This is a genomic window from Rhodococcus artemisiae, assembly GCF_036327795.1.
In the GTDB taxonomy this organism is placed as follows: Bacteria; Actinomycetota; Actinomycetes; order Mycobacteriales; family Mycobacteriaceae; genus Rhodococcus; species Rhodococcus artemisiae.
On the sequence record NZ_JAUTXY010000004.1, the window covers coordinates 50,733 to 64,997 of the forward strand.

The window sequence follows — 14,265 nt, forward strand, 5'->3', positions numbered from 1 at the left end:
GTCCTGCTCCGGTGGGGAGTCAAGAGGGGTTCTGCTGGGTGCCCGACTTCTGCGATTCCATGAGAGTCACGATGCGCTCGAGGTCGTCGACCGAGCCGAACTCCACCACGATCTTGCCTTTCCTCTTGCCGAGGCTGACGGTGACGCGGGTGTCGAACGACGACGACAGGCGTTCGGCGACGTCCTGCAAGCCCGGCATCCGAATCGGCTTCCGCCGCGCGGGAGCCGCTACATCGGGTGCGCCGGAACGATTCGCGAGGACGACGGCTTCTTCGGTGGCACGTACCGACATGCCTTCCGCCACGATTCGAGCCGCAAGCACCTCTTGGGCGTCCGCTCCGGCTTCGAGGGAGAGCAGCGCACGAGCATGGCCGGCGGAGAGCACACCCGCCGCGACACGACGCTGGACGGCGATCGGCAGTTTGAGGAGCCGGATCATGTTCGTGACCACCGGACGCGAGCGACCGATACGTGCGGCGAGTTCCTCGTGAGTGACTTCGAACTCCTCGAGCAACTGCTGATACGCGGCAGCTTCTTCGAGCGGGTTCAGTTGTACACGGTGAATGTTCTCGAGGAGCGCGTCGCGGAGGAGCGCGTGGTCCTCGGTGTCGCGGACGATCGCGGCGATTGTCGGCAGCTCGGCCTGCTGAGCGGCACGCCAACGCCGCTCGCCCATGATGAGCTGGAACCGATCGTCGTCGATCCGACGTACGACGATCGGCTGCATGAGCCCGAACTCGCGAATCGAGTGCACGAGCTCACCCAGTGCCTCTTCGTCGAAGACCTGCCTCGGCTGCTTCGGATTCCGCTCGATGCGGTCGATCGGGATCTCGAGGTACACCGCCCCGGTGGGGGAGGGGAGGGGTTCGGTCGTGTCCGACTCCTCCGACGGATTCGATTCCGGACCCGAGGTGGTCGATTCTGGGCCGGTCGAGCCAGGAGTGTCCGAGTCTGCACTTCCGTACGGGGCCGGCTTGCCGTCTCCGATGATCACATCGGCCGCTGCGGTCCCGAGACCCGACGGCGAGATCTTCATGCCGGAGGTTCCGCCCGGCCGCCGCGTGAGCGTCGTCTTGATCAGTGGCGGCTTCTTCGCGGCAGCGGGCGCAGCGCCCCCCTCGGCGTCGGGCTGCGTCGAAGTGTCCGTCTTGGTTGCAGCACCCGTAGCCGCTGCAGCGTCGTCGGGTGTCTCGACAGGCGGGCCCGTCGGGATCAATGCCGCCAAACCTCGCCCGAGTCCACCCTTACGTGTCGCACTCATCGGTTCCCCTGATTGTCCTGAAGCCCACGTGCCGCCAATTCACGCCCTGCGTCGAGATAACTCATTGCACCGCGCGAACCTGGATCGTAGTCGAGAACCGTCGTCCCGTACCCGGGAGCCTCGGAGACCTTCACGCTGCGTGGGATCACCGATCGAAGGACTGCGTCGCCGAAGTGCTGACGGACCTCTGCCGCGACCTGATCGGCGAGCTTGGTCCGTCCGTCGTACATCGTCAGTAGAACGGTCGACACATGCAGCGCAGGGTTGAGGTGCGACTGAACGAGCTCGATATTGCGGAGAAGCTGGCCGACACCCTCGAGTGCGTAGTACTCGCACTGGATGGGAATGAGGACTTCTTTCGCAGCTACGAGCGCGTTCACCGTGAGCAGTCCCAGCGACGGCGGGCAGTCGATGATGATGTAGTCGTACTCGCGGTCGCCCAGGGCTTCCTTGGTGACCGCATTTCGGAGCCTGTTCTCGCGGGCCACCATCGAGACGAGTTCGATCTCGGCACCTGCCAGATCGATCGTCGCCGGGATGCAGAAGAGTCGTTCACTGTGCGGGCTCTGCTGCACCGCCTCTGCGGCAGTCACCTCACCCAGCAGGATCTCGTAACTCGACGCGATTCCCGAGTGGTGCGGCACTCCCAATGCCGTACTCGCGTTGCCTTGGGGATCGAGATCGATGACGAGGACGGTGAGTCCTTGGACTGCGAGGGCAGCAGCGAGGTTGACGGCGGTAGTGGTCTTACCGACTCCGCCCTTCTGGTTCGCAATGGTGAGGACGCGACGTTCGCGTGGCTTGGGGAGCGCATTCGCCTCGCTGGGGTGCAGAACCTGACTCGCGCGATGAGCGGCCGCACCGATCGGAGTATCCATCGACGGGAAGCTGTCGACGGGGACCGGGAAGAAATCGTCGTCGTTGACGGCCTCGGTTTCACGTGAAACAGCGGATTCAGATCCACCCGACATAGAACGCTCCTTAAACGTAGACCCGCTCGGTTCGCACGCTACATCCTTCACGCGTCCGATACTCACTGTGCGCGGCGGTTTGCAGACGAAGACGTGGACTCGCAAGGGTGATGCTCGAGCTGGGATCCATGAACGTGCGTCCCTGACACGCTTCGCGTATCCACTTCTCCGCTCGCGATCAAGTATGTCAAAAGAATTCTCGGAGGTACCGTCGACACCTCATCGGGTCCACGTTTCACGTGAAACGTGGACCCGATTGTTTCACGTGAAACGTCGGGGAGGGCTACGGCGCACCCTTCGTTTCACGTGAAACATCACCCCGCGAGGCCCGGGTCGGGAGGAGGGTTCCAACCTTCGTTGCCATTCGACGGTCCCGCTGGATGAAACTTATTGCAATGCAATAAATTTGAGAATATCTTGTTCGAATTTGGCTACTCGGCAACGCATTTCATTGAATCACAGGAACTCGGCAAGAAGCGGGCGCAACAACTGTCACTGTGACGAAACTGCCTCGGGTATCTCATCACCCTCCCGCAAGGCCGATATTCTTCGAATTCGGACTCGAGTACCACCGAATTCGATATCCGGGATTCCTCTCCGACTCGAGAGCCAAGAAAACCCCTCCGCTCCAGCGGGGGAGGGGAGGGGCCCGGTCGCACGTTTCACGTGAAACGGCTCATCGCTTGCGGCGTCGCTGCGGCTTCGCAATCCGCTCTGCCTTCACCACGAGTGTTGCAACCTCGAGGAGATCGGCACCGCACTCGAGTACCTCGAGGTTTCCTGCGCCGAGCTTTGCAAGCTCGTCACGATCGCGATCGATTTCTTCGGCCGCGGAATTTCCCTTGAGTGCGAGCATTCTCCCACCCTCATGAATCAGCGGCAACGACCACTTGGCGAGTTTGGCGAGCGGAGCCACCGCCCGCGACGTCACTACGTCCGCGCCGCCCGCTTCCTGAACCACACCGGGCTGCTCGGCGCGGCCGCGCACCACGAGCACGTTCCCCAGTTCGTGTGTCTCGACGAACTCCGCGAGATACACCGAACGACGCAGCAACGGCTCGACAAGTGTCACTCGAAGATCGGGGCGGGCGATGGCAAGCGGGATCCCCGGAAGGCCTGCGCCACTTCCGACATCGACAACACTCTCGTCCTCTTCGATCAACTCACCGAGCACAGCGCAGTTGAGGATGTGTCGCTCCCACAACCGCGGTACCTCGCGCGGCCCGATGAGTCCGCGTTCGACGCCGTCCGTCGACAACGACTCATGGTAGCGCTGCGCGAGGTCGAATCGGTTGCCGAAGACACGGTGAGCAACTGCGAGAAGGTCGGACTCGTCGTGTTCCACGTGAAACATCCTCTCCCGTAGACGGGTAGTGCAACAAACGGTGGTCCAACCAACCCGTGGCGCCTACCGCTGAACAAGCCTATCGATGAAAAAGAGGAGCCCGGGCCGGCCCGGGCTCCTCTTCGATCAGCTGCTGATCAGTCTCGGATGATGACGACTCGCCGATTGGGCTCAGCGCCTTCACTCTCGCTGGACACGCCGTCGATCTGGGCAACGGCGTCGTGCACGATCTTGCGCTCGAACGGCGTCATGGGAGTCAGCTCCTCGCGCTCACCCGACTCGAGAACCCGCTTCGCTGCCGACGTTCCGAGAGCACTCAGTTCGGAGCGCTTACCCGCGCGCCAGCCGGCAACATCGAGCATCAGCTTGCTACGTTCACCGGTGGCCTGCTGGACTGCCAGTCGAGTGAGTTCCTGGAGCGCGTCCAGAACCTCGCCGCTCCGCCCAACCAGCTTGGACAAATCCTTGCCACCATCGATGCTGACCACCGCACGGTCACCCTCGACATCCAGGTCGATGTCGCCATCGAAGTCGAGTACGTCCAGCAACTGTTCGAGGTAGTCGCCGGCGATCTCGCCCTCTTCGATCAGATCATCGTCATCGTCCGCGTCGAGTTCTGCATCTCGCGGCTCGGTAATCACCTCGAGGTCCTCCTGTGCCTTGTCCAGGTCACTGGCCATATTCAGCTCTCTTCTACTTCGGTCAGCGCCGCTTGCGCTTGGAGTTCTTGGGACGACTGCCGGGCTTCGGTGTGCTCGGGCCGGAAGCCTTCCCGGTGCCCTGTGCATCCGGCTTCTTCAGCGACACGTCTCCGGCCTGTGCCGTGGTGTCATCATTCGAGGAATCCTCGGACGCAGGTTCGGCATCAGCGCCTGCAGCAGCTGCGGCGCCGCCCTTCTTCTTGTTCTTGGTCGGGCGTGCCCCCGGCTTGGGTGCGTTCTCGTTCCGGCGTGCGAGTGCCGCCTGACGCTTCTCTTCTTCCTCATGATCGATCTTGCGGAAGACGAGGTGCTGCTGACCATAGGTCCAGACGTTGTTGCTCACCCAGTAGAGGAGAATCGCGATGGGAAGGAACGGGCCGCCGACCATCACGCCGAGTGGGAACACATACAGCGCGAGTTTGTTCATGATTGCGGCCTGGGGAGCAGCCGCGGCCTGTGCGCTCTGCCGGGCCACCGATGCACGCGAGTTGAAGTGCGTGGCGATACCCGCGATCACCATGAGCGGGATGGCCACAACCGCGATATCCAACCGCGACGGCAGGGCACCACCGTCGACGGTGAAGGCCTGAAGCGATTCCATCGGCTGGGTGATCCACGACGAGATCGGCGCATTGAAGATACGGGCGCTGAGGAACGACTGGACGTCGTCCGGGCTGAAAGCGTAGTTGCCGAGCTGCGCGTTCTCTTCGGGTGTCAGGCCGAGCTGACCGAACCCTGTCCCCGTCCGGTTGAACGAGCGAAGCACGTGGAAGAGACCGATGAACACCGGTACCTGCAGCAACATCGGCAGGCAACCCATCAGCGGGTTGAAGCCGTGTTCCTTCTGCAGCTTCTGCATCTCGGTTGCTTGCCGCTGACGATCGTTCGAGTACTTCTTCTGCAGCGCCTTGATCTGCGGCTGCAGTTCCTGCATCTGACGCGTCGTGCGCACCTGCTTCACGAACGGCTTGTACAGGATGGCTCGGAGTGTGAAGACGAGGAACACCACGGACAGTGTCCACGTCAGACCACTGTCGGGCGCCAACACAAACGAGAAGGCTTTGTGCCAGACCCAGAGGATCCAGGACACGGGATAGTAGATGAAGTCGAGCACGGCTCTAGGTACTCCTCTGGTCGTCCATGATCGCCACGCAGCGGCGTCGGTCTCAGGTCTTGAAGTCGCCGCTCAGGTACCCGCTGGAGAATGTCGGTGTCGGCGCTCCGGCACCGGATCCCAACCACCAGGGTGCCAGGGTCCACATTTGAGCAGTCTCACAGCCGTCAGAACCGAACCCACGACGACACCCCGCGTCCGAAGCGCATCTACGGCATATTCGCTGCACGTCGGAAAGAATCGGCAGGTCGGCATCCGAGTAGGCGACACGTAGACGCGATAGAGCTCGATACAGAAGATCAATGCCCGAGCCGGCGCGGTGCGGACAGACCGCAGCGCAACACTCCACCCGGGTGAGTTCACTGCCGCTCCTCGCTCTCGAGAACCCCGAGCCGCGTCAATCCGGAGCGGACCTGCCGTTCGAGATCGCGGGATTCGGCGGTGGCTGCTCCCGGCAGCGCACGCAACACCACATCGGTGCCTTCAGGAATCGACTCGACGAGCTCGACGCAGATATGACGAAGCCGGCGCGCGACTCGATGTCGAATCACCGCCGGCCCGACAGCCTTGCTCACGACGAGTCCGAAACGAGGACCGTCGACACCACTCACCACGAAAACCGGCTGCTCCCGCTGCAAAGCGTGGACAACCAGATCTCGGCGCCCCTGACGACGACCACGACGCACGGCTTCGGAGAAGTCCGAACGGCGCCGCAATCGATACGGCTCAGGTAACACCCCGAGCTCCCGGTAACGGGATCAGGCGGTGAGGGAAGCGCGGCCCTTGCGGCGACGCGCTGTCACGATGGCGCGGCCCGCACGGGTCCGCATCCGGAGACGGAAGCCGTGAACGCGCGCGCGGCGTCGGTTGTTCGGCTGGAACGTCCGCTTGCCCTTGGCCACGGTCAACACTCCTCGATAATCTGCGGCACCAGGAGGCGCCATTGGTCCAACGTGTACGGAATTTCGCATGACCCGCGCGCTGTGACACAGCGCGGACCAGCCACTGCAGTACGAGTGACTGTTCGAGGCTACTCGGGTCCGGGCGCGAAATCAAACCGCGATGGCGTGGATCGCGCAACCCGACACGCCGATCCGAATTTCACCGATCCTCCCCGAGATTCCACGTGACTGCGGTCACTGTGCGGTACGCTTCCTCACATGGCGTCGAGGGGGTTCGCTGCCACCCGGCCATCGTGTGCCACGCTGGATACACGAGTGGCCACCGCAGCCGGTATTCGCCGATGACATATGCGGTTGCGCTCTGCACACAACTCGAGCATTCATCCCCAGCCCGACCGGGTGATTTCCCCTGGTTGTCCACACCTGTGGATAATCATGTGGAAATCCGGTCGACTCTGTGGGAGGAAGCTTCGTGAACGACGAGCCTAACGCGCTTGCCGATGTGTGGGCGGACGTCGTTTCCGAGCTCACCGTGGACAACGGTGGATTGTCGAAGAGCCAGAAAGCATGGCTCAACCTCGTCAAACCCATCACCTTGGCCCAGGGATTCGCACTGCTCTCGGTGCCGTCCACCCTGGCGCAGCAATCGATCGAGCGTGATCTGCGCGAGCCCATCCTTCGGGTACTCAACCGCAATCTCGGGCAGGGAGTGGAAGGGCTCGGCGTCCGCGTCGAACCCCGCGAACGAATCGACGACCCCGCCGAGGATCCCTACGCCGAACCCCGCGACACACTGCCTCTCGAGGGGCTTCCGACAGAACCCACCTCGCGTGAGGCCAAACACCGCGAAACCGCACGTCGCGAGACAGAACCGAGGGAACGGCGCACGCCCCGCGACGCAATGACTCCCGGAGACATCAGGGGTCCCTACCATCGCCGTTTCGGACCCGGATACGACCACGAGCCTCTCGAACCCGATCACGGGGATGTCGACGAGGTCGACGACGACCACGAGGCCCTCACCGCGGTGCGCGAGTCCTGGCCGTCGTACTTCACACAGCCGCCGCCGCCTGAAGCGCCGGCGATCGGTAGCAGCAGCCTCAACGCGAAGTACACGTTCGACACCTTCGTCATCGGTGCGTCGAACCGCTTTGCACACGCTGCCGCCGTGGCGATTGCAGAAGCGCCGGCCCGCGCCTACAACCCCCTCTTCATCTGGGGTGCGTCCGGCCTAGGCAAGACACATCTCCTGCACGCCGCGGGGCATTATGCACAGCGACTCTTCCCCGGGATGAGGGTGAAGTACGTCTCGACGGAAGAGTTCACGAACGATTTCATCAACAGCCTGCGCGACGACCGCAAGGTCGCGTTCAAACGTCGGTACCGCGAGACGGACATCCTCCTCGTCGACGACATCCAGTTCATCGAAGGCAAGGAAGGCATCCAGGAGGAGTTCTTCCACACCTTCAACACTCTCCACAATGCGAACAAGCAGATCGTCGTCTCCTCGGACCGTCCGCCCAAGCAGCTGGCCACGCTCGAGGAACGGCTGCGAACCCGGTTCGAGTGGGGCCTGATCACCGACGTCCAGCCGCCCGAACTCGAGACGCGCATCGCGATCCTCAGCAAGAAGGCGCGGATGGATGGGCTCAACGTGCCCCACGATGTGCTCGAGCTCATCGCCAGCCGGATCGAACGGAACATCCGCGAACTCGAGGGTGCACTCATCCGGGTCACGGCGTTCGCCTCCCTCAACAGGCAGCCCCTCGACCTGACCCTCGCCGAGGTGGTGCTGCGCGACCTGATGCCCGATTCGACGGCACTCGAGATCAACGCCTCGACGATCATGGCGGTGTGTGCCGAGTACTTCGGAATCTCGATCGACGACCTGTGCGGACCGGGCAAGGCACGCCCATTGGCCCAGGCCAGGCAGATCGCCATGTATCTGTGCCGTGAGCTCACCGACCTGTCGCTGCCGAAGATAGGCCAGACATTCGGACGCGACCACACAACAGTCATGTACGCGGACAAGAAGATTCGCAAGGAAATGGCCGAACGGCGCAAGATCTACGACCAGGTGCAGGAGCTCACGGCCCGCATCAAGCAGCGCTCGAAGCGGTAGCGAGGCACCCTGCAGGACCACTCACGAATCGGGAGCGTCGACACGACGCTCCCGATTTTTCTGTCCACAGACTGTGGGTAACCCATCGATTTCGTCCCGGATCTCGAGAAAGAAGGCACACTCACACTTGTGGACAACGGTGTGCAGAACGTGGAATCTCTGTGGACGAACGGTGGACAGAACTAGAACAGTCTCGAGGAGTCCACATTCATCCTCGAGAATTCCTCGAGTCCATCCTCGAGTCGGACCGCTCGAGAAGGCCGCGTCACCAGCCTAGACGGTTGTTCGTCCACAGATTCCACAGGACCTATTACTACTTCTGTGAATTCTTCTCAGAAATACTCTTTCAAAACAGGTGTGTGGATCCCTCGAGTCCACAGGCCCTCGAGAGTCGCGTCGTCACAACACGTCCGGCTTTCCAAGCAGGGCTCGAGCGCCTACCGTGGAGCCGCATCCCCGACGCCGAGCAGTGGAGTCGGGACCGTGTGTCAGACTCGTAAGACTTGTCGATGACCACGATCGAGAGAGGATCCCCCGGGGCGATGGAGCTTGGAACCATGAAGTTTCGTGTTGCTCGCGAGGACTTCGCCGACTCTGTCGCATGGGTGGCACGGAGCCTCCCGTCGCGCCCACCGGTTCCGGTGCTCGGTGGAGTCCTGCTCGGAGCCGATGAGCAAGGCCTGACCGTCTCGGGCTTCGACTACGAGGTCTCGGCGCAGGTGCACGTCCCGGCAGAAGTGATCACCCCGGGCAAGGTGCTCGTATCGGGCAAGCTGCTCGCCGACATCACCCGCTCACTCCCCAACAAGCCTGTGGATGTCGTCCTCGATGGCACCCGCGTACTCATCACCTGCGGAAGCGCGAAGTTCTCCCTGCCGACGATGCCGGTCGAGGACTACCCGCAGCTCCCCGAGCTTCCGCAGCAGACGGGTGCGCTGTCCGGCGATCTGTTCGCCGAGGCCATCGGCCAGGTTGCGGTCGCCGCCGGCAAGGACGACACCCTTCCGATGCTCACCGGCATCCGTGTCGAGATCGAGGGCACCGACATGGTGCTCGCCGCCACCGACCGTTTCCGGCTCGCAGTGCGCAAGCTCGAGTGGATGCCCACCGGCGACAGCACCAGCTCGGCTGTGCTGGTACCGGCCAAGACTCTCTCCGAAGCAGCGAAAACTGTTGGTGGAGCATCTAGTCCGGTGGTGCAGCTCGCACTCGGCAGTGGCTCGTCGGTCGGTGCCGACGGCCTGCTCGGCATCGTCGCGGACGGGCGTCGCACCACCACACGTCTCCTCGACGCCGAATTCCCCAAGTTCCGTCAGCTGCTCCCCAATGAGCACACCGCGATGGCCACGGTCGAGATCGCACCGCTGATCGAGGCGATCAAGCGTGTCGCTCTCGTCGCCGAACGCGGAGCTCAGGTCCGACTCGAGTTCAGCGAGGGCAGCGTGCTGCTCTCGGCCGGCGGCGACGACGCGGGACGCGCCGAAGAATCACATCCGGCCGAGTTCCACGGCGAACCGATGGTCATCGCCTTCAATCCGGGATACCTGCTCGACGGTCTGACGTCGCTGCACACCGACAAGGTGTCGTTCGGGTTCACCACCTCCAGCCGTCCGGCCGTGCTGCGGCCGGCTACCGACGAGGAGCCGGTGCCGGACGAGTCCGGCACGTTCGCTGCACCCGACAGCGCCTACACCTACCTCTTGATGCCGGTGCGCCTGCCGGGCTGACCGGCGAGCAGAAAGTGGACGGACCGTGTACGTTCGCACCTTCGCGCTGCGCGATTTCCGGTCATGGGAATCCGCGTCGGCCGATTTGACGCCGGGCCCAACGGTTTTCGTCGGGCCCAACGGACACGGCAAGACCAACCTCATCGAGGCGCTCGGATACCTGTCGGGTCTGTCGTCGCATCGCGTGTCGTCCGATTCTCCTCTCCTTCGCGCTGGGACCGCACGAGCGTTCGTCGGTGCGGTGGTCGTCAACGGCGGCCGTGAACTCGGAATCGACATCGAGATCAACGAGGGAAAGGTCAATCGGGCGCGGATCAACCAGTCGCCCGCCAGGCGACCGAGGGAGATCGCCGGGATCCTCCGGACGGTGTTGTTCGCGCCCGAGGATCTCTCGCTCGTCCGAGGCGACCCCGGGGATCGTCGGCGGTTCCTCGACGAACTGCTGACCACCCGTTTCCCCCGCCTCGGGGGTGTGCGCGCGGACTATGACAAGGTTCTGCGTCAGCGCTCGGCGTTGCTCAAAACGGCCGGCGGGGCATTGCGCCGGGGCGCACGCTCGAGTGATGGTGCGGGTGCGCTGGCGACACTCGAAGTGTGGGACGGACATCTCGCGGCACACGGATCGGAGTTGCTGGCCGCGCGGATCGCACTCCTGCACGACCTCGAGCCTCATGCGGTCGAGTCCTACCGGTCCATCGCACCGGAATCGCGCCCGGCGGTCCTGTGCTATCGGAGCAGTCTCGGCGATGCGCTTCCGGCAGAATTCGCCGATCCCTCGCGGGCACCACAACACGACGACCGCGAACTGATCGAGGCCGCGTTCCTGCAGAGGCTCTCGGAGATGCGTTCCAAGGAAATCGAACGGGGCGTGTGCCTGGTCGGGCCCCATCGCGACGACCTCGAATTGATCCTCGGTGATCAGCCCGCGAAAGGGTACGCGAGCCACGGGGAATCCTGGTCGTTTGCTCTGTCGCTGCGACTCGGTGCGTTCGCTCTGCTCCGGTCCGACGGTACGGATCCGGTGCTCATGCTCGACGACGTGTTCGCCGAGTTGGACCGTCGTCGCCGAGCGGCGCTCGCGTCGGTCGCGGCGACCGCGGAGCAGGTCCTCATCACCGCGGCGGTACCCGAGGACGTGCCTTCCGAGCTGACGGGTGCGCGGTTCCCGGTGCACGCCGAGGAGACCGAGCGTGGCCGTATCTCTGTGCTGGGCCCGGCAGTGCGAGGAGAATCGGTCGAGGAGGTATCCGATGACTGACGATGACACCGCCGGCTCGAAGGACAACGGAGCGGAACCGGAGCTTCGCGGAGTGGACCTGGCGCGTCGTGCGCTCGAGGAAGCTCGAGCTGCGGCGAAGGCCAGCGGTAAATCGGTCGGCCAGGGGCGCGCCTCGAGTGGCCGGGTGCGGCCACGTCGCCGGAGGAGGGGATGGTCGGGACCCGGACCCGACGACCGTGATCCTCAGCGGCTGGGCGCGTTGACCGGTGCGATCGCGAAGCAGCGTGGCTGGTCCGCACATGTGTCGGAAGGCACGGTACTGGGCAGTTGGGCGCGGGTCGTGGGCGAAGACATCGCTTCACATGCGCAGCCCACGACTCTTCGCGATGGGATCCTGCATGTCTCCGCGGAGTCCACCGCATGGGCAACACAGCTGCGGATGATCCAATCGCAGATTCTTGCGAAGGTCGCGGCGTCCGTGGGGCACGGTGTGGTCAAGGAACTGCGGATCACCGGTCCCACCGCGCCGAGCTGGCGTAAGGGTGAACGACACATCCGCGGTCGTGGCCCACGCGACACCTACGGCTAGACCCGGGCCCGATCCCCGTTCGAGCGTCGAAATCCGGCGATGTAGGAATTCACTTTCGCCGGTCCGCGCCGAGCCGACTGCGGGGACGTCAGCGGTGCGGCAACCGCGCTCTGTGTCGCCGGGGGCATATGGGCTCAGGCCAAGTAGAATGGACAGGAATGCGCCGCGCGCATGTGTGCGAGGCCGAGGCGGAAAAGGAGAGCTACCCACCCGTGGCTGCCGAGAAGTCGAACAAGAACAAAAGTGACTACGGTGCGTCTTCCATCACCGTCCTCGAGGGCCTCGAGGCGGTTCGTAAGCGTCCTGGTATGTACATCGGCTCTACGGGAGAGCGTGGTCTTCACCACCTCATCTGGGAGGTCGTCGACAACTCGGTCGACGAGGCGATGGCGGGGTACGCCACCAAGGTGGAGGTGACCCTGCTCGAGAACGGTGGGGTCGAGGTCGTCGACGACGGCCGTGGCATCCCGGTCGGTATGCACGCGTCGGGTGTTCCCACGGTCGAGGTCGTGCTCACTCAGCTCCACGCAGGCGGCAAGTTCGACTCCGACGCGTATGCGGTGTCCGGCGGCCTGCACGGTGTCGGTATTTCGGTCGTCAACGCCCTGTCCACCAAGCTCGAGGTGGAGATCGATGTCGACGGCCACCACTGGGAACAGACCTATACGAACTCAAAGCCAGGTGAGCTGGTCAAGGGCGAGGCAACCAAGCGCACCGGAACGACGGTGCGGTTCTTCGCCGACGACGACATCTTCGAAACCACGCAGTACAACTTCGAGACCGTAGCGCGGCGCCTGCAGGAGATGGCCTTCCTCAACAAGGGTCTGACCATCACCCTCACCGACGAGCGGGTTCTCCCCGAAGAGGTCACCGACGAGATCGTCGCGGATACTGCCGAAGCGCCGAAGACTGCCGAGGACGAGGCTGCCGAGGCCTCCGAACCGCCGGTGCACAAGATCAAGACTCGTGTCTACCACTACCCGGGTGGTCTCGAGGACTACGTCCGTCACATCAACCGCACCAAGACGCCGATCCACAACTCGGTGGTGGGGTTCACCGCCAAGGGCACCGGTCACGAGCTCGAGCTCGCGATGCAGTGGAACTCGGGTTACTCGGAGTCCGTCCACACCTTCGCCAACACCATCAACACCCACGAGGGCGGCACGCACGAGGAAGGTTTCCGTGCGGCGCTCACGAGCGTGGTCAACCGGTATGCGAAAGAGAAGAAGCTCCTCAAGGACAAGGATCCGAACCTCACCGGTGACGACATCCGCGAGGGTCTGGCCGCGATCATCTCGGTGAAGGTCGCCGAGCCGCAGTTCGAGGGGCAGACGAAGACGAAGCTCGGCAACACCGAGGTCAAGTCGTTCGTGCAGAAGGCGTGCAACGAGCACATCTCGCACTGGCTCGAGGCCAATCCGGCCGACGCGAAGACGATCGTGACCAAGGCCGTGTCGTCGGCGCAGGCCCGTGTCGCAGCGCGCAAGGCGCGCGAGTTGGTGCGCAGAAAGAGTGCTACCGACATCGGCGGCCTGCCGGGCAAGCTCGCGGACTGCCGGTCGAAGGACCCGAGCAAGTGCGAGATCTACATCGTGGAGGGCGACTCCGCCGGTGGTTCGGCGAAGTCGGGCCGCGACTCGATGTACCAGGCGATCCTCCCGCTGCGCGGAAAGATCATCAATGTCGAGAAGGCACGGATCGACCGCGTGCTGAAGAACGCCGAAGTCCAGTCGATCATCACGGCATTCGGCACAGGTATCCACGAAGAGTTCGACATCGCCAAGCTGCGCTACCACAAGATCGTGCTGATGGCCGACGCCGACGTCGACGGACAGCACATCGCGACGCTGCTGCTCACGCTGCTGTTCCGTTTCATGCGTCCACTCGTCGAGCACGGTCACGTGTACCTGGCACAGCCGCCGCTGTACAAGCTCAAGTGGCAGCGTGCAGAGGCCGAGTTCGCCTACTCGGACCGTGAGCGCGATGGGCTTCTCGAGGCCGGCCTTGCAGCAGGCAAGAAGATCAACAAGGACGACGGCATCCAGCGTTACAAGGGCCTCGGTGAGATGAACGCCAAGGAGTTGTGGGAGACCACGATGGATCCGAGCGTGCGCATCCTGCGTCAGGTCACCCTCGACGATGCCGCTGCGGCCGATGAGTTGTTCAGCGTGCTCATGGGTGAGGATGTCGAGGCTCGACGGAGCTTCATCACGCGCAATGCGAAGGATGTGCGCTTCCTCGACGTCTGATCTTCGAGATGTGTGACGGGGTGTCTTCTCCATCTCCGGCGTGTCGTCTCGGTAGGGCCTGCGAT

General features: G+C 63.5%; 13 protein-coding genes. 5 read left to right on the plus strand and 8 right to left on the minus strand.

Annotated features, from left to right (window positions below):
* Window positions 1–19 precede the first annotated feature (19 nt).
* From Q7514_RS10225 to rpmH, 8 genes are all read right to left on the minus strand, one after another.
* Window positions 20–1,261: a ParB/RepB/Spo0J family partition protein gene (locus Q7514_RS10225; protein ID WP_330133147.1), complete on the minus strand. Its 1,242-nt coding sequence runs from the start codon at window positions 1,259–1,261 to the stop codon at window positions 20–22.
* Entirely contained in the window at window positions 1,258–2,232 is a 975-nt protein-coding gene (locus tag Q7514_RS10230; protein ID WP_330133148.1) for a ParA family protein, read from the minus strand. The genes Q7514_RS10225 and Q7514_RS10230 overlap by 4 nt, the downstream gene beginning before the upstream one ends.
* Window positions 2,233–2,908: 676 nt before the next feature.
* Window positions 2,909–3,586, minus strand: a complete 678-nt coding sequence (gene rsmG / locus Q7514_RS10235) for a 16S rRNA (guanine(527)-N(7))-methyltransferase RsmG (protein WP_330133149.1) — start codon at window positions 3,584–3,586, stop codon at window positions 2,909–2,911.
* Window positions 3,587–3,714: 128 nt separating this feature from the next.
* Entirely contained in the window at window positions 3,715–4,257 is a 543-nt protein-coding gene (locus tag Q7514_RS10240; RefSeq protein ID WP_330133150.1) for a Jag family protein, read from the minus strand.
* Between the two features lie 22 nt (window positions 4,258–4,279).
* Window positions 4,280–5,392, minus strand: a complete 1,113-nt coding sequence (gene yidC, locus Q7514_RS10245) for a membrane protein insertase YidC (RefSeq protein ID WP_330133151.1) — start codon at window positions 5,390–5,392, stop codon at window positions 4,280–4,282.
* A 72-nt stretch (window positions 5,393–5,464) separates the two neighbouring features.
* Window positions 5,465–5,755, minus strand: coding sequence for a membrane protein insertion efficiency factor YidD (yidD, locus tag Q7514_RS10250; RefSeq protein ID WP_330133152.1), 291 nt, complete (start codon window positions 5,753–5,755; stop codon window positions 5,465–5,467).
* Complete coding sequence (gene rnpA, locus Q7514_RS10255; protein ID WP_330133153.1) at window positions 5,752–6,129, minus strand: ribonuclease P protein component; 378 nt, start codon at window positions 6,127–6,129, stop codon at window positions 5,752–5,754. The genes yidD and rnpA overlap by 4 nt, the downstream gene beginning before the upstream one ends.
* A gap of 21 nt (window positions 6,130–6,150) precedes the next feature.
* Entirely contained in the window at window positions 6,151–6,294 is a 144-nt protein-coding gene (rpmH, locus tag Q7514_RS10260; RefSeq protein ID WP_040744549.1) for a 50S ribosomal protein L34, read from the minus strand.
* Between the two features lie 472 nt (window positions 6,295–6,766).
* Between rpmH and dnaA the strand changes: the two genes are divergently transcribed.
* The 5 genes from dnaA to gyrB all read left to right on the plus strand — a co-directional run bounded on the left by dnaA (window position 6,767) and on the right by gyrB (window position 14,200).
* The gene (gene dnaA, locus Q7514_RS10265) at window positions 6,767–8,416 is read left to right on the plus strand and encodes a chromosomal replication initiator protein DnaA (protein ID WP_330133154.1); all 1,650 of its coding nucleotides are present in this window, start codon (window positions 6,767–6,769) and stop codon (window positions 8,414–8,416) included.
* 542 nt (window positions 8,417–8,958) lie between these two features.
* Complete coding sequence (gene dnaN, locus Q7514_RS10270) at window positions 8,959–10,143, plus strand: DNA polymerase III subunit beta (RefSeq protein WP_330133155.1); 1,185 nt, start codon at window positions 8,959–8,961, stop codon at window positions 10,141–10,143.
* 25 nt (window positions 10,144–10,168) lie between these two features.
* The gene (gene recF / locus Q7514_RS10275) at window positions 10,169–11,401 is read left to right on the plus strand and encodes a DNA replication/repair protein RecF (protein ID WP_330133156.1); all 1,233 of its coding nucleotides are present in this window, start codon (window positions 10,169–10,171) and stop codon (window positions 11,399–11,401) included.
* Window positions 11,394–11,951 (plus strand): DUF721 family protein, encoded by a 558-nt coding sequence (locus Q7514_RS10280; protein WP_330133157.1) that lies wholly within the window; start codon window positions 11,394–11,396, stop codon window positions 11,949–11,951. The genes recF and Q7514_RS10280 overlap by 8 nt, the downstream gene beginning before the upstream one ends.
* 212 nt (window positions 11,952–12,163) lie before the next feature.
* A complete protein-coding gene (gene gyrB / locus Q7514_RS10285; RefSeq protein ID WP_330133545.1) occupies window positions 12,164–14,200 on the plus strand; it encodes a DNA topoisomerase (ATP-hydrolyzing) subunit B in 2,037 nt (678 codons plus the stop codon).
* The last annotated feature ends 65 nt before the right edge of the window (window positions 14,201–14,265 follow it).